Source organism: Collinsella aerofaciens (assembly GCF_028209625.1).
In the GTDB taxonomy this organism is placed as follows: domain Bacteria; phylum Actinomycetota; class Coriobacteriia; order Coriobacteriales; family Coriobacteriaceae; genus Collinsella; species Collinsella aerofaciens_AM.
This window is the reverse complement of sequence record NZ_JAQLDU010000011.1, coordinates 26,991-51,913: the sequence shown is the minus strand read 5'-3', so window position 1 is coordinate 51,913 and position 24,923 is coordinate 26,991. Positions and strand designations below refer to the sequence as shown.

Genomic DNA, 24,923 nt, shown 5'->3' with positions numbered 1-24,923 from the left:
GCCTGGCTATTGCAAAAAAGTCTACTCACTTAGGTTTGAGGGCCGTTCGCTGGCGCCAATTTGCGCTTGTTTGCCGACGCCGCGACCATCAGAAGCCCCTAGGACTCTTGCGGCAGGCGCTTCTTGCCTTTGCGGGCGCGGTTTCTAAAGTTCTCGACGGCCTCTTCCATGCCCAGAGGTACATAGGTGAGCTCATCGAGGTTTTCGGGCAGGTAGTAGGCAAGGCTTTGCTCCTGCGCGCGGCCCGCCGCGAGCTGTTCATTGCTGGGCTGCGCGCCGGGTGTGGCGCAAATGCCATAGACGACGGCACCCATCTCGCGCGTGCGGCATTCGTACTCGGTCTCGGGATGCTCGGGATGGTCGCGGCGGACGTCGTCGCTTACCCAAAGCGTGTCGTAGCCGGCCGCGGCAAACTGCCCCAGGGCGTAGTCGCGCAATGGCTTACTGTCGGTTCGCAGTGTGACGGTGGCGCCGGCTGAAAAGAGCGGGCGGTAGAGCATCAGATGGTCGACATGGACGAGTCGTTTTTTGGCGTACTTGGCCTTGGGCTGCGGCGTGGGAAAGTTAATGGTAATGGCATCGAGCTCGCCTGCGGCAAACAGCTGCGGCAGCGATGCGGCGCCTCGGGGCAGGACGAGTGCCGCAGATTTTCTGTGCGGCATAGGCGATGCAGATGGGCTCCTGGTCCATACCGATAAAGAGGGTGTTTGGCTCGTGGGCCGCGCGCTCTACAAGGTACGTTCCCTTGCCACAGCCAAGATCCAGGTGAAGGTGTTCGAAGGGCTTGCTGCCAACTGGCGCGCAAGCCTCGCGCCAATCTCCGGCATAGGCCTCGGGGTTCGTCTCAATCGCATCGGCGTAGCGCTCCAGGCGCTCCTCGAGCACAAAGTTCTTAGGCGTGCGAACGTGGACGGCTCCCATGAGGCTCCTTGATCATGAGTATGGAACGCATGGCAGCACGTTCCATCAATGGGTTGAAAAGGGTGGGGCATAGCTTGCCCGAAAGTTGCGGTGCGGCTCGGCGGCAAGTCGCCGATGCCTACAGGCGCTTGAGAATCACGTAACGGTTGAGCTCGCCGCTGCGACCGTCGGCATGGAAGCGCTCAAGCTCGCGCACGGGGACCTCGCCGCTCTTGTAGAATGTGCGCACGCCGCGCACCAGGTCGGTGATCTGCTGATCGTCAAAGTGATGGCAATAGCGGTAGGCGTGGCGGTCGTTTTGCCAGCCAATGAGGTGGTCGCCGGCTTCAAACTGCGCGGAATCGTAACTTTCAAACGGCGGGGTGAGCTCGGCGCGGGCTTCGGCGCGAACGGCCTTGCGCGCCATGCGCTCGTCGTTCATAAACTCCCAAAAGCTGATGGCGATGATGCCGCCTGGGCGCGTCTGGCGCACCAGGGCGTCGAGCACGCGTACGCGGTACTCGCACGACGGCACGTGGTGCATAAAGCCAAAGCAGACCGAGATGTCGGCGAGCGGGGCGTCGAAAAGCACGTCGGGTGTCTCGGCGGGGTTGAGCTTCATGAGGGCATCGAGTACGTCGAGTTCCTGGAAGTGCAGGTTGGGAATGCGCAGGGCGTGACCGTGCGCATCGATAGCCAAATCCTGACACGAGTCAACACCATAGAACTCAAACGGGCAACTGGCGTCTGCCGAGGGGTTTGCGCCGTCGACGCCCTTGGCGGAAAGTGCGCCGCCGGCGGCAAAGTTCTCGAATCGCATGTTGCCGCAGGCAAGATCGAAGACGCGGACGGGATGCTCGATCGTGGCGACGTCGAGCTGCTCGAGCGCTATGTCCATGGTGCGTACCCAGCCGGGCCACGGTGCCTGGCGCGTATCGGAGAAGGAGGCGGAGTGCTCGCGATAGAACGTATTGTTGAGCTGAATGAGCGATGAGGCGAAATCGCGGTTCACGGCGCGGAACTCCCTCCGTTGGCGGTGCGGAATAAACAGTACGACCATACTACCGTTAACGCCGCAACGGGGACAACCGAGCTGCGGGTCATTGCTTTGTTTGGACACATTTCCGCAGCTCATATATGCCCGCAACCGCCGGTTGTCAAAAATCTCACTAGAATAGGTGGCATGCTTTTGGCGGTGGCGGATAGATTTTTAACTGTGCAAGGCGCCTTAAGAACAAAAACGGTCCGGCGGCACGGCTGGCATCGCATAGGAGGAACCATGAATGTAGAAACTGCGCAGCGGCTCGCCGACCTTCGTCGCAGCAAGGGTTTTAGCCAAGAAGGGCTGGCGCGAAAGCTGGGGCTGTCGCGCCAGGCGGTCAGTAAATGGGAGCGTGCGGAGAGCTCGCCCGATACCGAGAACCTGATCTCGCTCGCAAAACTCTATGGCGTGAGTTTGGATGAGCTCCTTAATCCGAGCGATGAGATCGAGGACGATATCGAGTTTGAGAACGAGGACCGCGCCCGTCAGCGCGAGGCCGAGGCAGCGGAGCGCGCCCGTACCCATGAGGCAGCGGCACGTGCTACCGAGGCGGCAACACAGGCGAGTGATGCCGCCGCCAAGGCGGCGCAAGCGGCAAGCTGGAGCGCGCAGGCCGCCAATGCCGCTACGGCGCAGGTGACGAGTGGCGGCGCAGCTGGCTCGACTCCGGTGAAAGGTCCGTTCCAGTCGTTTCCGTATTGGGCCGTGTGCTGGCTGCTGTTCTTTTTGCTGATGTTCCTGTTTGGTGGCTCCTTTGCCGCGCTGATCTTCTTTACAATCCCCATCTATCACTGGGTGGCGCGTGCGCTCGATGGCGATTGGGCACGCGGGGATATTCAGGTTGGTCCGGCGCCGGAGGCGGCTAAGGCTCAGGATGTTTCCGCTGCGGTTGATACTGACGTGGCTTCCTCGACCGCCGCTGAGCCGAGCGCCAAAGAAGGTGATGAATGATGAAGCTCTCGCATGAGTCCAAGGTCCGCCTGGGCGTCGGTATCGGAGCGTTCGTGCTCATCATCGGGCTTATCTTTGGCACTTCGCGGATATTGTTTCATTTTGATGGCCCGTGGGATCTCGGCGATATTGCATCCGGTTTGTCCGGTATGGACGATGTGGTTGACGGGGACGATTCTTTGGATGGCGGTAACTATTCCGCTCAGTCTCGGCAGCTTTCGAGCGAAACGTTTGATGCCGACTCATTCCAGTCCCTTGACCTGGATGTGACATCGGGTGAGGTTGAGATCAAGTGCGTTTCCGGCGGGCAGGTGCGTGTCATCGAGAGCGGTCGTGTTGCAAAGGGGGTAGCTACCTACGATGCTGCCACTCAGAATCTGGCCGAGGTTAAGGGTTCTGCGCTCAAGATTCGCCAGTTCGATTGCGATGACGAGCGCGCCATTGACCGCACGGTTACCGTCGAACTGCCGCGCGAAGTTGCCGATAACATGGTGGGCATTACAGCGAATGTAGGATCGGGCGATCTGACGGTCACGGACATTGCGTGTCATGACCTCAACTTGACTTTGGACTCGGGAGACATCGAGTTTGCGGGCACCGTAACCGACACCTTGGATGCCGAGGTCGGTTCGGGCGATGTGGCGTTCGAGCTCTACCAGGCCCCCGCGAAGTCGATGGACGTAAGCGTGGGCTCGGGCGATGTGGAGATATCGGTTCCGAACTCTACGGGCTTTAAGGCGAGCCTCACCGTGGGCAGCGGTGACTTTGAGAGCGATTTCCTTCCGCTTGGCTACGATGGCGAGACCATATTGAATGCTGAATTCGACAACGGTGACAAGTCTGCAACGTATCGTTTTAAGGTCGGTTCGGGCGACATGTCGTTCGAATCGGTGTGACATGCGGTTTTCGGAGATCGGTGCATATAGGCATGCTCTTTGATGGAGGCGCCGGGGCCGTGACTGGCTCCGGCGCCTTTGCCTTTACAATGGGGGACATGGAACAGATTATCTTGAACATACTCGAGGTCCTGCGTCGTGGCGAGGCCGTGGACGACAAGACCCTCGTCAAACTGATACATGCCGAGGCGCGCCGCGAGGGTGCCGACAAACGGGACCTGGCCAAGCGCCGACTGCTGCCGTTTTACCAGCGGGTTAAACGTGAGGAACCGGCTCGTTGGGCTGGGTGGAATGTCGACGCCGATCTGGAGCGTCAGCTGCTGCAAGTGCTGAGGATGAAGCCGCGCCGAACGGCCTCGGGCGTGGCGACCATTACCGTCATCACCAAGCCCTGGCCCTGTTCGGGCGATTGCCTGTTTTGCCCCAACGACCTGCGCATGCCCAAGAGCTATCTGCATGCCGAGCCGGCGTGCGCCCGTGCGGAGCAAAACTGCTTTGACCCGTATCTGCAGGTGAGTGCTCGTTTGACCGCGCTTTCGCAAATGGGGCATGCAACCGACAAGATCGAGCTTATCGTTCTTGGCGGTACCTGGAGCGACTATCCGCAAGGGTATCAGGCATGGTTTATATCGGAGCTTTTCCGTGCGCTCAATGACGACGCCGTCGCCGGCGTGGCGGCCAACCCCATGTTGGCGCGTCCGGGCATCAGCCGTGCCGAGGCGGGGCGTCTGCTCGATGACGCTCCCGCCGATGCCCTGCCGCCGGTGGTAGCAGAGCGTCGCGAGCGCTATCGGGCCGCCGGCATTGCGACAGACGAGGTCGAGCTTGCTGCCGGCGTTGCCGGCGAGCAGGGACGTGTGGATGCTGCCGTGGGCGGCTATAACCGTGCGGTGCGTCGTCTGTACGGCCCCGGTACGCCGTGGGGCGAGGTCACCGAGTGGCAGACGGCAACGATGGAGGAGCTCGAGCGTCAGCAGCGCATTAACGAGACGGCGAAGCATCGCGTGGTGGGGCTCGTTATCGAGACGCGCCCCGATGCTGTAACGCCGCAGGCCCTCACGCTCATCCGCCGCCTGGGTTGCACCAAGATACAGATGGGCATCCAAAGCCTTGACCAGCACCTGCTCGATATCAACGAGCGCCGCATTTCGGTGGCGCAGATCGAGCGGGCGTTTTCGCTCGCGCGCCTGTTTGGCTTTAAGATCCACGCGCACTTTATGCTCAACTTGTTGGGTGCTACGCCTGAGGGGGACAAGCGTGACTACGAGCGCTTTATGACCGAGGGCGCCTTTATGCCCGACGAGGTCAAGGTCTACCCGTGCGCGCTCATCGAGGGCTCGCGTCTGGTGGGCTGTTACGAGCGTGGCGAGTGGCGCCCCTATACCGAGGAAGAGCTGCTCGACGTGTTGGCCGATGACATCGTGGTGACGCCGGCGTTCTGCCGCATCAGCCGCATGATTCGCGACTTTAGTTCCGATGACATCATGGTGGGCAACAAGAAGCCCAACCTGCGTCAGCTCGTCGAGAACCGCCTGGCTGCTCGGGGTGACGGTGCGACGGTGCGTGAGATTCGCTATCGCGAGATCAGCACGGCGGGTGCCGACCTGGACGAGTTGACCCTTGACGAGGGCGTGGCGTACGAGACGCCGGTGACGCACGAGCGCTTTTTGCAGTGGGTGACGCCGCGGGGCAAGATCGCGGGCTTTTTGCGGTTGTCGCTGCCCGATCGCGCTTTTGTTGCCGCGCATACGGACGAGTTGCCGACGCCGCCGGACGAGGCGATGATTCGCGAGGTGCACGTGTACGGCATGGCGGCGCGCGTGGGCGATCAGGGTCAGGCGGCGCAGCACCATGGGTTGGGGCGTTTGCTCGTGGAGCGTGCGTGCCAGATAGCTCGGGACGCTGGCTATACGTACATCAACGTGATCAGCGCGATCGGTACGCGCGAGTACTATCGCCATCTTGGATTTTATGACCATGGCCTTTATCTGCAAAAGGAGCTCTAGATGAACAAGCCGAGTGTTTCTGCCGGCGTCGTTGCCGGCGTTGCTCTGGGAGCCGCGGCGCTTGGTGCGGCCGCTGTCGCTGTTCGTGCTGCCTGTCTGCAGGTCGCGAGGACCCGCAATGGGCTGGCACGTGTGAAGCGCGTGCACGATGAGGGCGGCGACGAAGTCCGCGTATTGGTGCAAGGCGGCGTCTACCAAAGCGCGAGTTACGTTGGCGAGCGCTGGGCGGAGCCCGTCTTTGCGTACTATCGCGCGTTTGACGACGTGTTTGAGGCCGAGGATGCGATGCGCGACGCTTATGGTCACGGTATCAACCGTATGCTTATGCTAGGTGGCGGCGGGTTTGCCTATCCCAAATTTGCGCTGATGTCGCACGAGGGCCTGCGCATGGACGTCATCGAGTATGACGGAGAGATAACGCGCTTGGCGCGCCGTTGGTTCTATCTGGATGAACTGGAGCACGCGGTGGGCGATCGCCTGCGGGTGATTACCGCTGAGGCTCGCTCGTATCTGGGTGTGACGAGCGTGGGCCATCGTCGCTACGACGTAGTCGTGAGCGATTGCTTTGGCGGTGCCGAGCCCGTTCGCGAGCTGGCGACCGTTGAGGCGCTGCGCCTGGTGCGGGGCAGCCTGAACCCCGGGGGTATCTACGTGGCCAATATCGTGAGCGCAAACGAGGGGAGCGATGTGACGTTCCTTCGCGACTGCGCTGCCACGGCACTCGAGGTATTCGTTCACGCCTGGGTGGTCCCATGCGGCGATGCGAAGTTCGGCGGCGAGGAAAACTACCTGCTCATCGCCAGCGACGGCGACTACGCCTTTGCCGAAGCCGTGCCCTTCGACACCGACTTCCTCGGCGCCGTCCTTCACGACAAGTAAGTCTCCCCGTCCCAAAAAAGACTGGTCTTAGGCGTGGTCGCGCCAGTCGTGAACGCGCTGCTTCATGCCCTCTATGTCGAGCACGCCTTCGGCAAACCCCTTGCGCACGAGCTCTTCGGGAACAAACTCGTCGTAGCGGTCAAAGTAAGGCACCTCGCCAGGATAGACGAGCTCGATGGGATCGAAGTCCTTCTCGGTCTCGGCGGCGAGCACTTCAAAGAACGTCTCCTCGTCGGCCTTCATCTTAAACTGCATAAAGTACGGGCGTGACGGGTCGAGTCCGCGAAGGCCCAGCTCAGCGGCGCATTTGATTTTAAGCATGCGCTCGAGTGCTAGGAAGGCGAAGCTGCCCAACCAGGGGAAGAGCACCCAGGTATCGCCGCCCAGGTTAATGAGCGGCTTGGTTCCCGCCCCCGAAATCTCGGCCGTATGACGAGCCTGCGCCAAGCGGGCTCGTGCGTTACCCATAAGGTACGGATATGTCGCGTGCTCGTTGAGCGCCTTGCGCATGCGCTCGAGCACATGCGTGTTAATGTCGCCGGGGCAGTCGCCAAAGTAGGCCGGCACCCGGCCCTTGACCTGCGTGGCAAAGACAGTGTGGCGCTTCCAGTCCACTTCCTCGACAATCCAGCAGTGTCCGGCGATGGCGATGCGCTCACCGGGCGGGGGCGGATTAACGATCGTGCCCAGCTCGGCCGATTCGCTCCGGACGGTAAACTCCTCGTTTTCTTGAAACACGGCGTAGAACTTAAAGTTGTTGATGATGCGCTCGCCCGCGAGACCCACGATGAGCCCGCCACCTTCGGTGACCTGGATATGGTCGATCTTAATGAGGTGACGTAGCAGCACACGGTAATCGTCTGCCGAGACACGGTGGAAATAGCTGAGCGTGAGCACGCGTTGGGCAAGTTCGGCCGGCGTGAGCTCGCCGGTGCTGGCGAGGGTCGACATAGTCTGGTGATAGAGCAGGCTGTAGGGGAGTCGATCGAGCTCGGGCGGCTCGACCCACTTTTCCTCGCGATAGAGTTGTACGAGTGCTATGCCCTGCAGGAGCTTCCACGGAATGGTCTCGGGCATCATCGTGCGCGGCTCGGGCTCTTCCTCGCGCATGACAAACCACATCTCGGGCGGAAGATCGCGGCGTCCCGTGCGCCCCATGCGCTGCAAAAAGGAGCTGACGGTAAACGGCGCGTCGATCTGGAAGGCACGTTCCAGGCGGCCGATATCGATACCGAGCTCCAGCGTAGAGGTGGTGACGGTCGTTTGTGCCTGTTCCTCGTCGCGCATGAGCTCTTCTGCCGTCTCGCGCAGTGATGCCGAAAGATTGCCGTGGTGGATGAGAAAGCGGTCGGGCTCGTGCCGGCTCTCGCAGTAGCTGCGCAGCATGGAGCACACGGCCTCTGCCTCCTCGCGCGAGTTGGCAAAGACCAGGCACTTGCGGCCGCGCGTATGCTCAAAGATATAGCCCATACCGGGGTCGGCGTTGTCGGGCGCCGTGTCGGTGGGGTTGAGAAGCGCCTGCTCGGTCGCTCGTGGGATGTCGACTTCGCCCTCGGGGGCCGAGGAAGTGCGACGGTCTTTGGGAGCGGCCTTGCCCCGCGCCTGCTCGCGACGTTGACGGCGTTCTTCCTGTGTAAGCTGTCCGCTGTGGCACATGTCTTGTCCGGATGCGGGCAGCGCCGCGGGCGCCGCCGTCTCAATACGCTCGCAAGCAAGCACCTCGGCTTCTTGTGGACCTGTGCCTACGAATCCTCGCTGCTGCGCCTGGGGGCCCGAGTTGTAGAAGTGCTCCATGGAGATGCGCCACACGCGGCGCGGTTCCTCAAAACGGGGGATAACGCAGTCGCGCCCCGTTCCCTGCGAGAGAAAGGCGCCCGTGCGCTCGGGGTCGCCGATGGTGGCAGAAAGGCCGATGCGGCGGGGCTGCACGCCTGCCATGCGCGAGAGGCGCTCGATAAGGCAGAGCGTCTGACCGCCGCGGTCGCCGCGCATGAGCGAATGGACTTCGTCGATAACCACATAGCGCAGGTCGCAAAACATACGAGGGATCGCCATGTGCTTATGGATCAGGAGCGCCTCGAGCGACTCGGGCGTAATCTGTAGGATGCCGCTCGGTTTTTTGATGAGTTTGGCCTTGTGTGATTGCGAGACATCGCCATGCCAGTGCCAGACGGGGATATCGGCTTCTTCGCACAGGTCGTTGAGGCGGACGAATTGGTCGTTGATGAGCGCCTTGAGGGGGCCAATGTAGAGGGCGCCCACGCTTGCGGGCGGGTTCTCCCAAAACTCGGTCAGGATGGGAAAGAAGGCTGCCTCGGTTTTGCCGGAAGCCGTGGATGCCGTCAGGAGCACATTATCTTGCGTGTTAAAGATGGCATCAGCTGCTGCAACCTGGATAGAGCGTAGGCTCTCCCAATCGTGGGAGTAGATGAAGTCTTGGATAAACGGGGCGTAGCGGTCAAAGGCGTTCACGGGGCCTCCTTTCAACAACGAATCTCTCAACGCGGCTGGCAACGGCTTGCTGCATTACTGCTTCAACGTTTGCCCAGATAAAACCTGCCAAAATAAACCTGTCCCTTTTTGGTAGGTTAGATGGTGAACTCGGCGAAGTTGCGGTTGCCGCCTGCGGTGCCGGTGTCGCCTGTTGCGGCTGCCGGCGCCAGCGCGTCGCCGCCGACGCTTTGCAGCAGCTCGGCCACATTTGCATCGGGGTTCTGACACAGGATATCGAGCAGCTCGATAAAGTCACGGATAACCTCACGCGGCGTCAAGTGCGTGTCGGCCCCCACGCGACCGAACTCGATCTTGAGGAAGTCCACTAAGTCGTTCTCGGTAAGCGTGGGCGTCCAGCCAAAGTAGCCGGCGTGAATTTGCATGAGTTTTTCGATCAGCACCAGCAGCTCCTCGTAGGTGAGTGGCTGCAGGCGGATGATGGGCGCGAGCATGTCCTTAAGGTCTTCGCGCGCAAAGCGGCCCTGAGCGAGTCGGCTGCGCAGGGCCTCGTAGGAGAACACGCCGCGGTGGCGGTCTTCGATGGAGGTTGGCGTGCCGCCCATGATCATGCCCAGGTACTGCGCCTTGCCTTGGAGCGTGTCGTTGTACATGGTCAGGATCTTCTCGTAGTTGTATTGGCGCGTGATGGCGTTGGGAATCTTATACAGATTCACGAGTTCGTCGATGAGCACCAGCATGCCCTTGTAGCCGCTGCAGACCAAAAAGCGCGCAATGAGCTTAACGTAGTCGTACCAGTCGTCATCGCTGATGATGGTCGAGGAGCCCAGCTCGGCGCGTGCCTCGCTCTTGGTGCGGTATTCGCCGCGAATCCATTTGGTCACGCGGCTCATGGCCTCTTCGTCGCCCCCGGATGCGGCCATGCGATAGCGGCGGAGCATGCGGGTGAAGTCGAAGCCGTGGACCATCTCCTCGAGCGGGGCCAGTTGGGCATTGACGACCGACTCGTCGACGTCGGCACACGAGGCGACCCAGCGATCCAGAATAAGGTTGAGCGCACCGCCCTCGGGGCGCGTTTTGGTCGATATATTGCGGATGAGCTCGCGGTAGGTGGCAAGGCCCTGTCCCTGACCGCCCTGCAGGCGGCGATCGGGCGACAGGTCGGCATCAGCGACGACGAATCCCTCGCCCATGGCATGCGTTCGGATGGTTTGGAGCAAAAAGCTCTTGCCGGCGCCGTAGCGACCGACCAGGAAGCGGAAGCTCGCCCCACCGTCGGCGATGAGACTCAGATCGGTGAGCAGGGCGCGGATCTCGACCTCGCGCCCTACGGTAATGTAGGGAAGGCCGATGCGCGGGACCACGCCGCCCTTGAGCGAGTTGAGAATGACGGCAGCGACGCGCTTGGGCACGCGGGGTGCTGCGGATGCGGTATCACTCATGGTCTAGGTATCCTCTCACGTCTGCTTCGTAGTCCTCAATAATCTGCGGCCCTGCCGCGCTAAATTCAATTACGGTGTCGCCCACCAGGTCAAAGAGCGCCTCGTTGATGGTATCGACGAGCATGTCCTCGCTCTGCCCCGATTGCGCTACCGCCGATTCCGCCTGTACTGCGTTGTGCTCGAGCAGCGCGCGGAGATAGGCGTCTGCGGCGAGCGCGAGTTCGTTCGTGGCGTCAGCGGGCGCAGCAGCTGCGAACGCGGGCGTCGGCGCGAGAAGCGGTGCCACGACACCAAACTGTTCGGTGGATATGGTCGGCTCGTCGGACTCGTCCTGCCCTGCGGCCGCCGCGACCGCCTCGACCGTCGCGTCGGCTACGGGCTCGGCTTCCGGTTGCCCTGAGTCCGCTGCCTCGGCTTCTGCGGACGCGCCGTCCTCGCGTTCCTCGTCAATCAAAAGCGCTTCGCGCGTTTGTGCGGCAGCGCTCCGAATGTGCCCCAGCTGGCTCAAATCGATATCGATCTTGACGGGCTGGTGTGCGGCGTCCCACGAAAGCCATGCCACAATCTCGTCATCGATAATCTTGGCCAGATATTTGGGGACCTTTTCTTCCTTAAGGGGATGGGCAGGGTCCAGGGCCAGGCGCAGGCGTTGGTCGCAGGCGCGCATCATCTCGCCAAGTTTGCTGCTCTTTTGTCTGCTGCCGTGAATCCGCATGCATTCCCAAAAACCGTTTTGGCAACGGTAGATATGGATGGGGTCCAGACGGTATTCGCAGTCCTCGTGGCGCTCGGGCGCAAAGAATACGGCCGAGGCAAACATGGTGTAGGGCATGGCCGTCTCCTCCCCAAATAAACTTGCCACGATGCCGGTCTTTCGGTGCGTGTCATAGTAGCGCGCCATGCGGACATACACGGCGCACGCCACGTGGCGCAGATCGCGGTGGTGGCTGCGGTCGAGCCGCGAGCTACTTAGGTTGTACGTGGAGAGGGCGTTGATGGCGGCCATGAGTCGCTCCTCGCGCACCTCATCGGGCGGAAGGGGGGGCGTGGGCTCGGAGGTTTTGCGACGCTTAGGGGTCTGGCCGGACGGTGCCGGTACAAGGTCTCGTGCCGCGCGCCGCAGTTCGATAAGGGCGTTATCGAACATGACGGTTTTAGAGTCGCGAAGCAGCTTGGGGTCGAGCCCGTGGAACACGGCGTAATCTTGCAGCCACACGCGCGCAAACCGGTCGATGCTGGGCTCGAAGGCGCGATAGACATCCCAAAAAGCCTTGATCTTGTTAAAACCATCGAGTGGATTATTTACGCCAATGCCGCAGATCAGCTCATAGAGATACAGAAAGGCAAAGGACGTAGACGTTTCCTCGACGGTTCCGCGGCGCACTTGGGCACGCCAGGTAAAGTAGCCGCGCAGTTGCCGGTCGCTCATGGCGTTGTAGGTGGGAAAGTACGACTTAAAGGTGCCGTTGTAGGGACAGTCGTCCTCAAAGTCGGCCATCAGCAGGCCCTGGCGGTAAAAAAGCTCGGCTTCCGAAAGCCAGCGGCCCGCACCGCCCTTGGGGTCATCCTGCCAGCGCGATATCTCGCGCATTTTACGGTACTGGTTGGGGAGGAAATTCTGCATCTGTCGGCCGGTTTTGAGAATCGGCTCGTCTGCGTAGGTTTCGTTTGAGAAGCGGGCGGACTGATGGGTCCGGGCCTCGGCCATAATGCGCTCGATGAGCATCTTGATGTCCTGGTCGGCCACCGCTCCTCCTCTCGAACGCAGCTACGGTGACCTCATATCATAGCACAGCATCAAACAGATGTTCGAGATACCGCTGCGTTGATAGATTTAGAACAGGAGGGCGTATATGACGGCGATGACGACGGAGGGAAGCATATTGGCCGTGCGGAAGGTCTGAGGACGGATGAGGTTGACGCCGACGCAGAAGATGAGCATGGAGCCTACGAGCGAAAGGCTGTTGAGGGCTGCTGTGGTCATGATGGGGGAGAGCGCGCCGGCAAACAACGTGATCGTCCCCTGGAACACGGCGACGGGCAGGGCGGAGAAGATGCAGCCGCGGCCAAGCGAGGCCGTCATGGTGCAGACGATGATGCAGTCCAGTGCGCCCTTGAGGGCAAGCGTTGACCAGTCGCCGAGCAGGCCGTCCTGGATCGATCCCACAATGGCCATGGCGCCGATGCACACGGTGAGTGAAGTCGAGACAAAAGCGTTGGTGAACTCGTTATCGCCCTCACTGCCAGTCTTGCGCTTGAGCCATTCGCCAAGGTTCTCGATGGCGGCCTCCAAGTTGATGGCCTCGCCGATGAGCGAACCGAGCGCAAATGAGACGATGAGCATGGTGGTACCGGTGGTCGCTAGCGCCTTTCCATCGATGATGAGCATCTTTTGCATGGTGCCGCCCAGGCCGATAAACAGGACGCACAGCCCCGATGCTTTCATGAGCGTGTCTTGGATGCGCGGTGTAATGAAGCGGCCGCCCGCTAATCCCAAAAGACCGCCCGCAACTAAAAGCGCAACGTTGATGATTGTTCCCAAGCCCGGCATGAGCCCTCCTGTATTGATGCCAACGTGGCAATCGTAGCAGAACGAAATGCGAGGCACATCGCGACTCATCTAATACGTTATATAAGTGGTATTAGGAATGATGCGCAGCATTTAAGCCTCAGGTGGTTGTCGGGACATAGGGATAGTAGTCAAAGCGCAGTGTCATAAGCCGCTGTGGGGATTCAATAGCCGCGGCGATGATATTGGCATCGCGGGCACGATCAAACCCTTCGAGTTCGATCTGATACGAGACGTCTTGCATAATGTCCAGACGTCGCCAGGCTAGAAGTGTGTCGCCATCGAATTCCAAGGTCTTGCTTCCGTCTGGGGCAACGGCGTATAGACGCAGTTTAGCGGTGGTTGCAGGGTCGACAACCGTGACCTTTTTAATTTCGTTTCGAGTATTCTTGGCGCCCAACAAGGTGAGCAGTGTTGGGGCCACGACCTCGCCCGATGGCAAAAAGACGACTTTGATGGATTCGGGAAATGCGATGATAGCCGACTTGCGGACGGGCTGATTGGCGGCGGCAACTTCGATGTTCGCGGCGTCGATGACCTCTGTGTGGTCGAGGGCGGCAAGCACGCAGCAGTTACCTTCATCGATCTCTTGAGGATCAGCAAGCCCCAGACTGTCCGCGAGCTCGGGATCGTTTGGATCGGCAGCGGGCTCATTCGGTGCTTCGAAAGAAGCTGGGACGCTGTTTGTCGGCGACGGCGTGTCGCCCGCACCTGCTTCTTTGTCCGTGCTCTCTTCTTGTATGGTTGCGTTGATGGGTTCGTCGTTTGAGGGGAGCGTCTTGGCGTCAAGCGCGGAGGGGACAATCCCGACGGCTCCGGATCCGTTCCACTCCATCTCGAGAAGCGCCGGGTCGGCAAGAATGCGTTGCCTGCCTAGCGTGTGGGTATCGATCGCAATAGGGCCTGCCTCCGTCCCGCGCGTAAGGCCGAGCGATCCGGCCGGCTTCTCGAAATGAATGTCTGTGTCTTCGGTACTGGCGGCGTAGAACAGCAGGGATGCTTCTCCCGCCGCGATGGCATCGGTGCCCGCCTTGGTCAGCCGCAGCGATGCCGTGAATGAGAGGGTGGGCTGCACATCGTCTGCATTCGCGGCGGCGCAGCCCAGACATATACCGCCTCCTTTCTCGAAAAACGCACCGTCGAAGGCGACCTTCGCTCCGTTCGCCGAGTCATCGACCGAAGCGATATCGATGCGCAACCCCAAATCGCACGGATCGCCATCTGCATCGAGCACAATCGAGCGCCACGTGCAGACGGCGCACCCCGCCTGGGAGCCGTTTGCCTTGTTCGAACGATTGATATCCACGACTATCGAGCCGTCCGTATTACGACGAAGGCATCCCGAGGTTGAGATTGCGGCCTGTGCGATCGAAAAACGCTTGCACGCAATGGCGCTCGACGGATTTGGTGCGGAGCTTAGGGCTGCTGGTAAGGAGTCTGCCATGACGGGAGTCGCCCAAGCGGCGACAGGCGTTCCGGTTGCGAGCGCGCCGCAGAGTGCGACGACGGGCAAAAGGTTCTTCGATGCCATGGGGTCTCCTTAGCTAATTTAGTGCGGCCTGTCCGTGTTTCGTTTCTGGCTGCGTTTGATGTGCAGACCGAGGCCGGCGGTTCCCGCGCCTGCTGCCGTGGCGCCTGCTGCCAAGAGCCATCGTCTGTCGTCTGTCTGTGCCAACGGTTCCTTGCAGTTGCCGCGGTCGAGCTCCGAGAGGTCGACCGTCACTTGCGTGGCGGCCTGCGCCTGTTCTTGCTGGGCAAAGGCCATGGCTGGCCCAAACGCAAGGATACTGACGGCGGCGGCCAGGGCGACGGCCTTATGCCGTGTGCGCACCGGGCTCGACCGTCCAGGTGATCGTTGCAACCTGATCGCCTTCGCCGGTTACGCGGAAGATGTCGCGCGTGACGCGGGCGACGTTTCCGCTTGTCTTGAGCTTAATTTTGTCCGTGCCGCCGGCAATGCCCTGGTAGCCCATGTCGAAGGCTGCATTCTTGGAAAGATCGAGGCCCGTCTCCTGCATTGCGGCGCTGGCGTTCTGGAGTGCACCGTCGGGGCCGACCTTAAAGTCGATGGAATTCTGCGCGGTTCCGGCCTTGGCGTCGGCGGCAATGGTCCAGGTGTTCATGGCGTCGATCTTCATGTTGGTGACATGGATGCCGTAGGCCGAATGATTGTCGATGGTGGTCGCGTCTTCTGAGGGGCCCTGAAGCGTGCCGTCGGCCTTGGCGACGAAGGGAATAACCGTCGGAACTTTGAACTCTACGTTGTCGATCTCGGTCCTGACCATTACTTTCGTGGTTCCAACGCGCCCGGCTGCCAGAGCTGGCGTCGGGGCGGCGCCCATTGCGAGCGCGAGCGCGAGCCCTGCGCCCACGACGAGCGCTCTGGCTCCGTTCATGTTCCTGGTGATGTCCATGGTCGTTCCTTTCTATTCGCCGCGGGCCGTCCCCGCGATGATTGGACGAATGCTGGTGAATTGCGTGCGGTGCCGCGTCGGCCGAAAAAGCTAGTTCTCGGCTTGCTCAACCCGTACCTTGACACGTGTCGGATTGCCGTGGCTGTCGAGGGTCTTGGCATCGAGTGCCTGGATCTCGATGTATGCCTCGCCTTCTTTGATGTCGCCGGCGGGGCACGTCTCGATTGTCTTGCCGGTCTCGACCACACCGGATTCGTACATGGTCTCGTCGTTTTGGATGACGCGGAATCGCTGGGGAAATTTATTTTCTTGGACGTTTTGCACGTTGACGCGCAGCTTGCCGTCCTCCTGTAGCTGAGCGACCGGCGCGACCGAAATCGTCATCATGTTGTCGCGGACGATGGCATCGAGCTCATCTTGGATTTCTTGTCGCGATTTGCCCTCTGCCGTCGTGACTGAGGCGCCCGCTTCGGGCACGGGCTGCGACTGCCAGGCGTATAGCCCTACGGCGATGAGGGCGCAGACGATAGCCAGGCAGACAACGACGAGTTTCTTGCGACGCCCCAGTCCTGCGAGGCGGGGCGGCTTCTTCGCACTCATGCGGCGTCCTTGGTGGTGTAGACACGTGCGAACGTGGACGGGTCCGCTCCAAAGAGCATGTGAAGCATCAGGCGGCGCGAGTAGATGAGCTCGTCAAAGTCGTGAGGGAGCTCGATGTCGTGGATACGCGCGATGTGGTGGGCGAGCGCCGAGAACGACTCGGGGTCGCAGATAACATCGGTGGTGACGTGGTAGACCGCCGTATCGGGGAACGCCTCTTCGTCGAAAGGCAGGAGATAGGGATCGTCGTCGACCTCGATGGCGACGCCGTACTGGGGCCAGTAATATGCCATGGGAACCTCCCTGCTTCTGGGGCCAAAACTTCTATCGGTTTTGGCTGTCGACGCCGACCGTATCAGCCGCTACTTGACCAATTACTGACCAAATGCTTGACGGATTGACATCTCCGCAGGTAAAAGGTGGAAAAAATTACTTCAACTTTTTTCGAGCGACAATCGAGCGGTCGGCGACGGCGGGGCGATATTTGTCAAAAGCATCGTCTGCCGAGGAAATCCAGCCGCTCGCCGAATTGCACGAACGTAAAAATCGCCAATTATGGAGACGGTCTCGAACACGTCGACGAAACGATGCGGTAACATCTCCCTGCAAACACTGTAGTTAGCTAAAGGGGGAGTTCGCGTGTCTGCAACCATCAAACCCTTCACCGACGAGTTCGAAGAGTATGGCCGCGATGAATCTCGCGCATCGGGCGAAGCATCGAGCATCTCGTTTCCGACAACGGAAAACGAGGTCCGTGCCATTTTGGAAAAGCTCCATGCCGAGCGTGTCCCGGTAACGGTTCAGGGCGCCCGAACCGGCCTTGCCGCCGGTGCCGTGCCCCACGGCGGGCATATCCTCAATACTTCCCGTATGAATCGCTACTTGGGCCTTCGCCGCGATGAACAAGGCCAATTTTTGCTGCGCGTGGAGCCGGGCGTTGTGCTCTCGGAGCTGCGCAAGCAGCTGAGCAAGAAGATGCTGCCGACCGCTGGTTGGGACCAGGCATCGCTTAAGGCCTACGATGAGTTTCAAGAGGCCCCCGAGCAGTTCTTTCCCACCGATCCCACCGAGGCGTCTGCCTGTCTGGGCGGCATGGCGGCATGTAACGCCTCCGGTGCCCGCAGCTACGCCTACGGCCCCATGCGCCCACATATCACGGGACTCCACGTCGCGCTGGCTGATGGCGATTTGCTTGAGCTCCAGCGCGGCGAGGCTTTTGCCCAGGGCCGCCACCTGTCGCTCGTGACGGCAGCAGGCCGTGCACTCGAGCTCGATCTTCCCGACTACACCATGCCCAAGACCAAAAATGCTTCGGGCTATTTCGTTGCTGAAGATATGGATGCCATCGATCTGTTTATCGGCGCGTGTGGCACAATCGGCGTCATAACCGAGCTCGAGATTGCCCTGCAGGCGGCGCCTGCGGTCGTTTGGGGCGTGAGCTGTTTCTTTGACAGCGAAGACAAGGCCGTGTCCTTCACCGATTCTGTGCGTCCCGTCCTGTCCCACGCGGCTGCCATCGAATATTTCGATGCGGGCGCCCTGGATATCCTGCGTCGTCAGCGTGAGCAGTCGACCGCGTTCGCCTCGCTGCCGGCGCTCGACAAAGAGGCCAAGGTCTGTGTCTACGTGGAGCTCGACTGCGACGACGAAGTTCAGGCGACTGAGGAGCTGTATCACTTGGGGTGGGTACTAGAGCTTGCGGGCGGCAGCGACGATGCGACATGGGTCGCGCGCACCGAGGTCGATCGCGAGTGCCAGCGGTTCTTCCGCCACGCGGTGCCCGAGAGCGTCAACATGCTTATCGATGAGCGCCGCCGCATGGATCCCACCATCACCAAGCTGGGCTCGGACATGTCGGTGCCCAACGCACGCTTGGGCGATGTCATCGGCCTTTATCGCCGCACGTTAGCCGAAAGTGGGCTTGAATCTGCTGCCTGGGGGCACATCGGTAACAACCATCTGCATGTGAACATCCTGCCGCGCGACGCGCAGGACTACCGTCGAGGTGGCGAGCTGTTTGCCCAGTGGGCTGCGGAGGTAACGGCTATGGGCGGTGCCGTTTCTGCCGAGCACGGCGTCGGCAAGATCAAGGCGGGCTTCTTGGAGACGATGTACGGTCACGAGGCCATGGTCGAGTCGGCGCGGCTCAAGCTCCAGCTCGATCCCGACGGGCAGCTGGGTCGCGGCAACCTGTTTTCGGAGAAGCTCTTGGATGAGCTCGTCCAGAAAGGGGGCGCGTGAAGATGAGCGATTTCCATATGGTGGTGTGCGTCAAGGCCGTGCCGGGCAGCACCGAGGTCAAGATGGACCCCAAGACCAATACCATCGTGCGCGATGGCAAGCAGGCGGTCATTAATCCCTTTGATGCGAGCGCTTTGGAATGCGCGCTGGCGCTGAAGGACGACTTTATCGGCTTTGGCATGGATGTGCGCGTGACGGTGGTGTCGATGGGCATCCCCGCGACCGAGTCGCTGCTGCGCGACTGCATCGCTCGAGGCGCCGACGACGCGCTGCTGCTGACCGATCGCGCCTTTGCAGGTGCCGATACCCTGGCGACCACCTATGCTCTCAAATGCGGCATCGAGGCACTCGACGAGGACTTCGACCTGCTCATCTGCGGCAAGATGGCGGTGGATGGCGATACGGCCCAGATTGGTCCCGAGCTTGCCGGTGCCTTTGAGATTCCCTGCGTGACCGACGTGAGCTGCGTGCAAAGCGCGGGCTTTACGACGTGTGGCTCGCTGGCGCTCGTTCACGGATGCGATGCCGGCGAGGAGACGGTGTGTCTTGAGATGCCGTGCGCGATGACGACTGCCAAGGAGATTGGCCAGTTGCGTATGCCGAGTATTGCCGGTATTCGCGCGGCGGAGGAGGCGGACGTGCGCGTGGTCAGTGCCGCCGACGTGAACGCCGACCCCGCGCGTTGCGGTCTTGCCGGATCACCGACGCAGGTCGTGCGCTCGTTTGTGCCCGACCGTGACCAAACGTGCGAGGCCGTTGAGGGAACGGCGTCCGAGCAGGCGGTAAAACTTGCCAAGATTATTGAGGGGATGGCATAGATGAGCGGGCTGATTATCGATAGCGAAGCCTGTATCGGCTGCGGTCGCTGCGTTCGCGCCTGCGCCTCGGGCGGCATTGTGGTGGAGGGTGAGCGCCCCAATCGCTGTGCCCGCGTAACCGACGGCTGTATCCTGTGCGGTGGGTGCGTCGACGCCTGCCCCGTCAACGCCATCTCGATTGAGCGCGACGAGGCCGCCGGCGCGGTAGACCTTGACGCATATCGAGACATTTGGGTCTTCGTGCAAACTGACAAGCACGATGCCGTGGCATCCGTGGCCTTCGAGCTCATGGGCAAGGGGCGCGAGCTTGCCGATGCACGCGGCTGTCGCCTGGTGGCGCTGATCGGCATAGGTTCCGAGGGCTCGCTCGAGGACCTCGAACACCTGGTTTGCGCGGGCGCCGACGAAGTCCTGGCCTGTCGCGACGAGCGCCTGCGTCAGAACGACGCGGAGGTCTACGCTCGCTTGATCTGCGATTTGGTAGCCGAGCGCAAGCCCGAGGCCATCCTGTACGGCGCGACCGCCTTTGGTCGCGAGCTGGCGCCCGGTGTGGCCGTGCGCTTGCAGACGGGTCTTACGGCCGATTGCACGGTGCTTTCTATGGATACGGAGACGGGTCTGCTGCAGCAGACGCGCCCGGCGTTTGGCGGCAACCTGATGGCCACCATTATCTGCCCCAACCACCGTCCTCAGATGGCAACGGTGCGCCCCGGCATCTTTAAGGCGCCCGAGTTTGACTATAGCCGCTCCGGCACGATTACCCAGGTAGTGCTTGCGGATGACGTTAAGGCCCGCGTCGAGATCTCGATTCCCGCCGAGGAGTGGGGACAGCAGGCCTCAATTGCCGATGCCGAGCGTCTGGTCGTGGTGGGCCGCGGCATCGGCTCCAAGAAGAATCTGCCCCTGATGCGAAAGCTCGCCGATGCCCTGGGTGCCGAGCTTGGTTGCACGCGTCCCATTGTGGAGGCAGGCTGGTTGGAGTATCGCCACCAAATTGGCCAGACGGGTGCATCGGTCTCGCCCAAGCTCCTCGTGAGCATCGGTGTCTCGGGCGCTATCCAGCATCTCGCCGGCATCGGTGGGGCGGAGTGCATTGTCGCCATCAATGAGGACCCGGATGCCCCCATCTTCGGTGCTGCCCAGTATAAGGTCGTCGGCGATGCCGTTGAGATCGTTGAGGAGCTGCTGGCTCAGCTTGAGCGCTAAGCGCGCGTCAGCCAGTCGCGCATCTCGTCCTTTAGGCGGCTCCAGGTTGCCTGCGTGGCGGGGTTGGTAAAGGGCCGCGTAATGCCAAAGGGCGCATCGAGCAGGCGGTGGATATCGCCCTGTTCGCGCGCCAGCGCGCGGCTCGCTGGATAGACGAGCTCAAACATAAAGCAGATGAGTCCCACCAGGTAGTCTGCGGGCTCATCGCGCTCATCGCGTGCGACGCAGCGGTGCTCGTCAAAGGCGGTAAGCGCCGGTGCCGAGAAGTGGCTGGCGAGAAATGCGTCCTCATCCACCTTGAGGATGGTCTCGACGGTGCTGTCGGCGATGGTGCGCATAATGTCGATCTTGTCACCATCGCGCACGATATCGCAGAAGCTCCGCGTACGCTCGTCGAGCTGCGCGGGTAGACGAAAATCGCTGTGATAGGCAATGCTCGCTCGGATGAGCTCATCTTCTGCCGGGTCATCGATAAAGTCGCGGATGCTCGTTACGGCGGGTGCATCGGCGGGATTCTCGCCAAAGAGGACCTCGATGCCCAGCGCTGCATGGCTCATGCTCTCGGCGTCCTTAAAGGTGTCCCAGCGCCGCAACTGCTCAAAGCGGCCCATATCGTGTAGCAGGCCGCAAAGCCATGCCAGGTCAATATCTTCTGACGACCAGCCCTGCTCGCGTGCTACGGCATCGCATGCCTCGGCCACGTGGTACGTATGCTCGAATTTGAGCGCGATGCGTGGGTTAGTGGCGTCGTAGGCATCGGTGTAGCTTTTGAAGGCCGCGCGCGCCCGGTCTCGATCGATAGCTGTCATAATGACTTCCTAAAAAGTTGTGTCTTTCGATCCGGTGGCAATTGTAGGTGAACTCGGTTGCTGTCGGATGATGATTCTGCCGTGTCGCTACATGCGGCTCGGAGACCTTGTCAGGATGAGAAGCGTATGGTGCTCAAAATCGTTAGAACCGTCTGGCCAGTGATGCTTACCTATGTTGCAATAGGCGCGCCGTGCGGAATGATCATGGGGCAGACGGGAATGGAACCCTGGATGGTCTTTGCTCTGAGCAGCACGTTCGTGACGGGCAGCGGGCAGTTTATGATCTGCAATCTGTGGCTGGCAGGTGTGCCTGCGGCGTCGATCGTCGCGAGCGTTGCTGCCATCTCCTCGCGCTTTGCGCTTTACTCGGCATCGATCACGTCGCATCTGACGGGTGCCTCGAAGCGTCAGACGCTGGCTGTTGCCGCGACACTTACCGAGGAGGCATATGGCATCTCGCTTGCCAAGTTGGTTGAAGGAGAGGATTGGGGCCCGCGCGAGTCCTTTGTGCTCAACGTGATCCTTATCGCAACATGGGGCGTATCGTGTACGACGGGCGCCATCGTCGGCGCCGTTGTCGATGTTCCCACCGCCATTGCAGCCTTTGTCTGCACCTCGCTCTTTATCTGCCTGCTCTTTTCGCAGCGGCTGTCGCGCGGCAACGTTGTCGCGGCGGTTTCGGGCGCGGTGTCCGTCGCCGTATGCAAGTTCTTGGGCCTCGTGAATATTGCCGTGCCGGCAAGCGTCGTGGTCGGCATTACCATTGCGCTGGCGTGCGATGCTGTATTTGACGGAAGAGGTGCCCGCGATGCCCGTTAACGAGTTCTTGGTTCTGTGGCTGTCGTCGTGGGCTGCTATCGCGTTCTTTCGCATCGCGCCGGCGTTCGCCTTGCGCGGGCGGACCCTGTCGCCCCGTATTACCGAGGCCCTGGGCTATATCCCGCCCGCTGCCTTTGCCGCGCTGGTCGCCAACGACTTGGTGAGTCCCGGCGCGTTCGACGCGGGGCTCTGGCCTGCCTTGGTTCCCTGGATTGCGGCCGCCGGCGTCGTGGTCGTGGCGGTCAAGACAAAATCGATGCTGTGGTGCTGCGTCTCGGGCATCGTACTCTATATCGTCTTGAGCCTTATATAGGGGTGGCGTCGCGGGCGCCGAATCTCGTTCCATCCCAACTTGTCGAGTTTTTCACCGAGCTGGTCTATTTCTTCTGGTACCATGGTCAAACTTTACTGTAGCAAAGCGTGACGTGGGCTTTTGTACCCCGTCAGCGGAAATGGGGGTTTCATGGCACAGGAAGCAACCGCCAACGAGCAAAAGAAATTCAAGGTCCCGCGCATCCCGGGCGACATCATGATTTATCCGATGATCGTCGGTCTTTTGCTCAACACCTTCTGCCCGCAGGTTTTTGAGATCGGCGGATTCTTTACGGCTGCCTGCCGCGGTGGCTCCAATACCATCGTCGCCGCGATCCTGCTGTTTGTGGGCGCCGGCATCAGCTTTAAGTCCACGCCGGGCGCTATCAAGACCGGCATCGTCGTGCTGATTCCCAAGCTGGTCGTCGCAGCGGCTCTCGGCCTGGGCGTGGCATATTTCTTTAACGACAACTTCCTGGGTCTGAGCTCCGTGTCTATCATCGGCGGCATCACGTTTTGCAACATGGCGCTCTATACGGGCATCATGGGCGAGTTCGGTGATGAGTCTGAGCAGGGCGCCGTCGGTATCCTGTTCTTTACGGCCGGCCCCGTCGTCACGATGATCATCCTCGGTGTTTCCGGCCTCGCCAACATTCCCATTGGCACCATTATCGGCTCCATCTTGCCACTCGTTATTGGCATGGTTCTGGGCAACCTGTTCCCGTTTATCAAGAACCTGCTGGTTCCCGGTGCCAATCCCGCGATTGCCGTCATCGGATTTCAGCTCGGTGCGTCCATGAGCCTGTCGAGCTTTATCACCGGCGGTATTTCCGGCATCTTGCTGGGCCTTGTCACGCTGTTTGTCGTCGGTCCCATCACCTTTGCGTTCGAGCGTCTGTGCGGCGGCAATGGCAAGGCCGCTGTGGCTTGCTCCACCATTGCCGGCACGGCTATGACCACACCGGTTGCCCTCGCCGAGGTCGCACCGCGCTACGCCGAGCTTGCGCCCACCGCGTACGCTCAGATCGCCACCGCCGTTATCATCACGGCGATCATGGCTCCGATTCTGACTGGCTGGGTCGACAAGAAGTTCTGCCAAGGCAAGGAGGATCTGTCGCCTGTCGGTGTCGAGGCCATCGAGGAGGCCGTCGCGGCTGACATCGATGGCGAGTAGCAATCGATACCCATCAATGATGCCGGCGTGTGCAATTCGCGCCGTATGGGCGCCCGAACAGAAACTGTTTTGCAGTGATGTTCGGGCGCTCTGCTATTATCCCCTTTACCCCTGCGGAGTAAAGGGGTGTTTATTGCCCTGATTCGAATTGGGCGATTCTGACCACTTGGGTATTGAAGGGATGGCGCTAGTGGTTAAGGCACTCAAGATTGAGATATTCGTGCTATGCATGATTGTTCTTATCGGGCTTGCCGTGCGAAGTCGTCGCTCCTTGTTCTCGAGCACCCAGCAGCTATTGTTTAGCATGCTGGGCTACACCTCTGCCGCGTACATATTATTCGATATGATCTGGACGCTTTCGGACGGTGTGGACGGCACGTTGGGCATTGCTGCCAACTGGATTTCCAACGCGGTTTCGTTTTCGCTCTTTGCTATCGCGTGTCTCATTTGGTTTATCTATTCCGAGACGGTGCAGGGTTCTCGCCTTTTGACCTCGCGCTATAGGGTGGTGCTTGTTGCGTTGCCTACGGCTCTGGTGGTCGTGCTGGCGTTTACCAGTTACTGGACGCACGCCCTGTTCTATATCGATTCGCAGGGCGTGTATCGTCGCGGCTTTGCCTATATGATCCAGCCCATCGTCAGCTACTGTTACGTTATACATACGTCCCTGCATGCATTTGTGCAATCTCGCAGGGTCGAGAGCCTGCAGACGAAGGCCATCTATCGAACCTTGGCATTTTTCGCCATTCCGGCCCTGGTGGGCGGTACCTTTCAGGTCGTATACTCGGTGCCCGGCCTTTGTGTCGGCATAATGATTAGCATGTTGCTGCTCTACATCATCTACCAGGAGCAGCTCATCTCGACCGACCCGTTGACTGGACTTAACAATCGCAACCGTTTTGAGACCTATATGCTGTCGCTCTTCTCAAATGTGGATCAGGCCGAAGATGTATATCTGCTTATGATGGACGCCGACGGCTTTAAGCAGATTAACGATCGCTATGGGCATGTGGAGGGCGACCACGCTCTTCAGGTCATATCCGCTGCGCTCAAAGAAGTCTGCTCGGCGTCTGGCGGCTTTATCGCACGTTATGGTGGCGATGAGTTCGTGGTGCTCCAAAAGGCAGTGGCGGAACAGGATATCATGCATCTGTGCGCGACAATCAACGATGAGCTCGCGCGCGCCGAGGTTCCGTATCTGTTGCGGATGTCCATCGGCTACGCACGGGTTGGTGATGGCGTCGATACCTGGCAAGACTTGCTTCGTGCTGCCGACGCGGAGCTCTACCGCGTAAAGCGCGAGAAGAAGAAAGCCGGCGTCCAAATTCGCTAGATAATAACCGCGACCACGCGGACGCCCGTTGCAAGCGCGACATACGCAAAGGCCTGGTTTG

At 60.6% G+C, this 24,923-nt stretch carries 24 protein-coding genes; 11 read left to right on the top strand and 13 right to left on the bottom strand.

Going from position 1 to position 24,923, the window contains the following annotated elements:
* Positions 1–98: 98 nt before the first annotated feature.
* From PMW70_RS06540 to PMW70_RS06535, 3 genes are all read right to left on the bottom strand, one after another.
* Positions 99–662, bottom strand: coding sequence for a class I SAM-dependent methyltransferase (locus PMW70_RS06540; protein ID WP_334203911.1), 564 nt, complete (start codon positions 660–662; stop codon positions 99–101).
* The gene (locus PMW70_RS09720; RefSeq protein ID WP_334203912.1) at positions 565–921 is read right to left on the bottom strand and encodes a class I SAM-dependent methyltransferase; all 357 of its coding nucleotides are present in this window, start codon (positions 919–921) and stop codon (positions 565–567) included. Before PMW70_RS09720 ends, PMW70_RS06540 begins: the two co-directional genes overlap by 98 nt.
* A 118-nt stretch (positions 922–1,039) precedes the next feature.
* Positions 1,040–1,912: a methyltransferase domain-containing protein gene (locus PMW70_RS06535; RefSeq protein ID WP_117563514.1), complete on the bottom strand. Its 873-nt coding sequence runs from the start codon at positions 1,910–1,912 to the stop codon at positions 1,040–1,042.
* Positions 1,913–2,179: 267 nt separating this feature from the next.
* Between PMW70_RS06535 and PMW70_RS06530 the strand changes: the two genes are divergently transcribed.
* From PMW70_RS06530 to PMW70_RS06515, 4 genes are all read left to right on the top strand, one after another.
* The gene (locus tag PMW70_RS06530) at positions 2,180–2,893 is read left to right on the top strand and encodes a helix-turn-helix domain-containing protein (protein ID WP_117640543.1); all 714 of its coding nucleotides are present in this window, start codon (positions 2,180–2,182) and stop codon (positions 2,891–2,893) included.
* Positions 2,890–3,789, top strand: coding sequence for a DUF4097 family beta strand repeat-containing protein (locus PMW70_RS06525; RefSeq protein ID WP_117647470.1), 900 nt, complete (start codon positions 2,890–2,892; stop codon positions 3,787–3,789). The genes PMW70_RS06530 and PMW70_RS06525 overlap by 4 nt, the downstream gene beginning before the upstream one ends.
* Positions 3,790–3,887: 98 nt before the next feature.
* Complete coding sequence (locus tag PMW70_RS06520) at positions 3,888–5,795, top strand: elongator complex protein 3 (RefSeq protein WP_271744286.1); 1,908 nt, start codon at positions 3,888–3,890, stop codon at positions 5,793–5,795.
* Positions 5,796–6,674, top strand: a complete 879-nt coding sequence (locus tag PMW70_RS06515; RefSeq protein WP_271744284.1) for a spermidine synthase — start codon at positions 5,796–5,798, stop codon at positions 6,672–6,674.
* Between the two features lie 27 nt (positions 6,675–6,701).
* On the opposite strand, the gene PMW70_RS06510 is transcribed toward PMW70_RS06515, so the two are convergent.
* From PMW70_RS06510 to PMW70_RS06470, 9 genes are all read right to left on the bottom strand, one after another.
* Positions 6,702–9,146, bottom strand: a complete 2,445-nt coding sequence (locus tag PMW70_RS06510; RefSeq protein WP_271744282.1) for a DEAD/DEAH box helicase — start codon at positions 9,144–9,146, stop codon at positions 6,702–6,704.
* Between the two features lie 116 nt (positions 9,147–9,262).
* The gene (locus PMW70_RS06505; protein ID WP_271744281.1) at positions 9,263–10,567 is read right to left on the bottom strand and encodes an ATP-binding protein; all 1,305 of its coding nucleotides are present in this window, start codon (positions 10,565–10,567) and stop codon (positions 9,263–9,265) included.
* Entirely contained in the window at positions 10,560–12,314 is a 1,755-nt protein-coding gene (locus PMW70_RS06500; protein ID WP_271744280.1) for a TerB N-terminal domain-containing protein, read from the bottom strand. Before PMW70_RS06500 ends, PMW70_RS06505 begins: the two co-directional genes overlap by 8 nt.
* An 87-nt stretch (positions 12,315–12,401) precedes the next feature.
* On the bottom strand, positions 12,402–13,118 hold the full coding sequence (locus tag PMW70_RS06495) for a DUF554 domain-containing protein (RefSeq protein WP_172622415.1): 717 nt from the start codon (positions 13,116–13,118) through the stop codon (positions 12,402–12,404).
* Between the two features lie 118 nt (positions 13,119–13,236).
* Positions 13,237–14,667, bottom strand: a complete 1,431-nt coding sequence (locus tag PMW70_RS06490; RefSeq protein ID WP_271744278.1) for a hypothetical protein — start codon at positions 14,665–14,667, stop codon at positions 13,237–13,239.
* An 18-nt stretch (positions 14,668–14,685) separates the two neighbouring features.
* A complete protein-coding gene (locus PMW70_RS06485; protein ID WP_117640550.1) occupies positions 14,686–14,967 on the bottom strand; it encodes a hypothetical protein in 282 nt (93 codons plus the stop codon).
* Complete coding sequence (locus PMW70_RS06480) at positions 14,951–15,550, bottom strand: hypothetical protein (protein ID WP_089573324.1); 600 nt, start codon at positions 15,548–15,550, stop codon at positions 14,951–14,953. Before PMW70_RS06480 ends, PMW70_RS06485 begins: the two co-directional genes overlap by 17 nt.
* A gap of 90 nt (positions 15,551–15,640) precedes the next feature.
* Positions 15,641–16,150 carry a cell division protein FtsQ/DivIB gene (locus PMW70_RS06475; RefSeq protein ID WP_271744277.1) on the bottom strand — a complete coding sequence of 170 codons (510 nt, stop codon included), beginning with the start codon at positions 16,148–16,150 and terminating at the stop codon, positions 15,641–15,643.
* On the bottom strand, positions 16,147–16,443 hold the full coding sequence (locus PMW70_RS06470; RefSeq protein ID WP_089573322.1) for a hypothetical protein: 297 nt from the start codon (positions 16,441–16,443) through the stop codon (positions 16,147–16,149). The genes PMW70_RS06475 and PMW70_RS06470 overlap by 4 nt, the downstream gene beginning before the upstream one ends.
* Before the next feature lie 346 nt (positions 16,444–16,789).
* Between PMW70_RS06470 and PMW70_RS06465 the strand changes: the two genes are divergently transcribed.
* From PMW70_RS06465 to PMW70_RS06455, 3 genes are read left to right on the top strand one after another with little or no spacing between them, the layout of a single operon-like run.
* Positions 16,790–18,391, top strand: coding sequence for an FAD-binding oxidoreductase (locus PMW70_RS06465; protein ID WP_271744276.1), 1,602 nt, complete (start codon positions 16,790–16,792; stop codon positions 18,389–18,391).
* Between the two features lie 2 nt (positions 18,392–18,393).
* Entirely contained in the window at positions 18,394–19,209 is an 816-nt protein-coding gene (locus PMW70_RS06460) for an electron transfer flavoprotein subunit beta/FixA family protein (RefSeq protein ID WP_117848252.1), read from the top strand.
* Complete coding sequence (locus PMW70_RS06455; RefSeq protein ID WP_271744274.1) at positions 19,210–20,415, top strand: electron transfer flavoprotein subunit alpha; 1,206 nt, start codon at positions 19,210–19,212, stop codon at positions 20,413–20,415.
* Here the strand turns inward: PMW70_RS06455 and PMW70_RS06450 are convergent.
* On the bottom strand, positions 20,412–21,224 hold the full coding sequence (locus tag PMW70_RS06450) for an HD domain-containing protein (RefSeq protein WP_117842910.1): 813 nt from the start codon (positions 21,222–21,224) through the stop codon (positions 20,412–20,414). The genes PMW70_RS06455 and PMW70_RS06450 overlap by 4 nt on opposite strands.
* 126 nt (positions 21,225–21,350) lie before the next feature.
* On the opposite strand from PMW70_RS06450, the gene PMW70_RS06445 reads away from it, so the two are divergent.
* From PMW70_RS06445 to PMW70_RS06430, 4 genes are all read left to right on the top strand, one after another.
* On the top strand, positions 21,351–22,043 hold the full coding sequence (locus tag PMW70_RS06445; RefSeq protein ID WP_334203972.1) for an AzlC family ABC transporter permease: 693 nt from the start codon (positions 21,351–21,353) through the stop codon (positions 22,041–22,043).
* Entirely contained in the window at positions 22,033–22,356 is a 324-nt protein-coding gene (locus tag PMW70_RS06440; RefSeq protein WP_035137063.1) for an AzlD domain-containing protein, read from the top strand. Before PMW70_RS06445 ends, PMW70_RS06440 begins: the two co-directional genes overlap by 11 nt.
* Positions 22,357–22,506: 150 nt before the next feature.
* Entirely contained in the window at positions 22,507–23,529 is a 1,023-nt protein-coding gene (locus PMW70_RS06435; RefSeq protein WP_271744272.1) for a 2-keto-3-deoxygluconate permease, read from the top strand.
* A gap of 190 nt (positions 23,530–23,719) precedes the next feature.
* Complete coding sequence (locus PMW70_RS06430) at positions 23,720–24,862, top strand: GGDEF domain-containing protein (RefSeq protein ID WP_158566189.1); 1,143 nt, start codon at positions 23,720–23,722, stop codon at positions 24,860–24,862.
* The last annotated feature ends 61 nt before the right edge of the window (positions 24,863–24,923 follow it).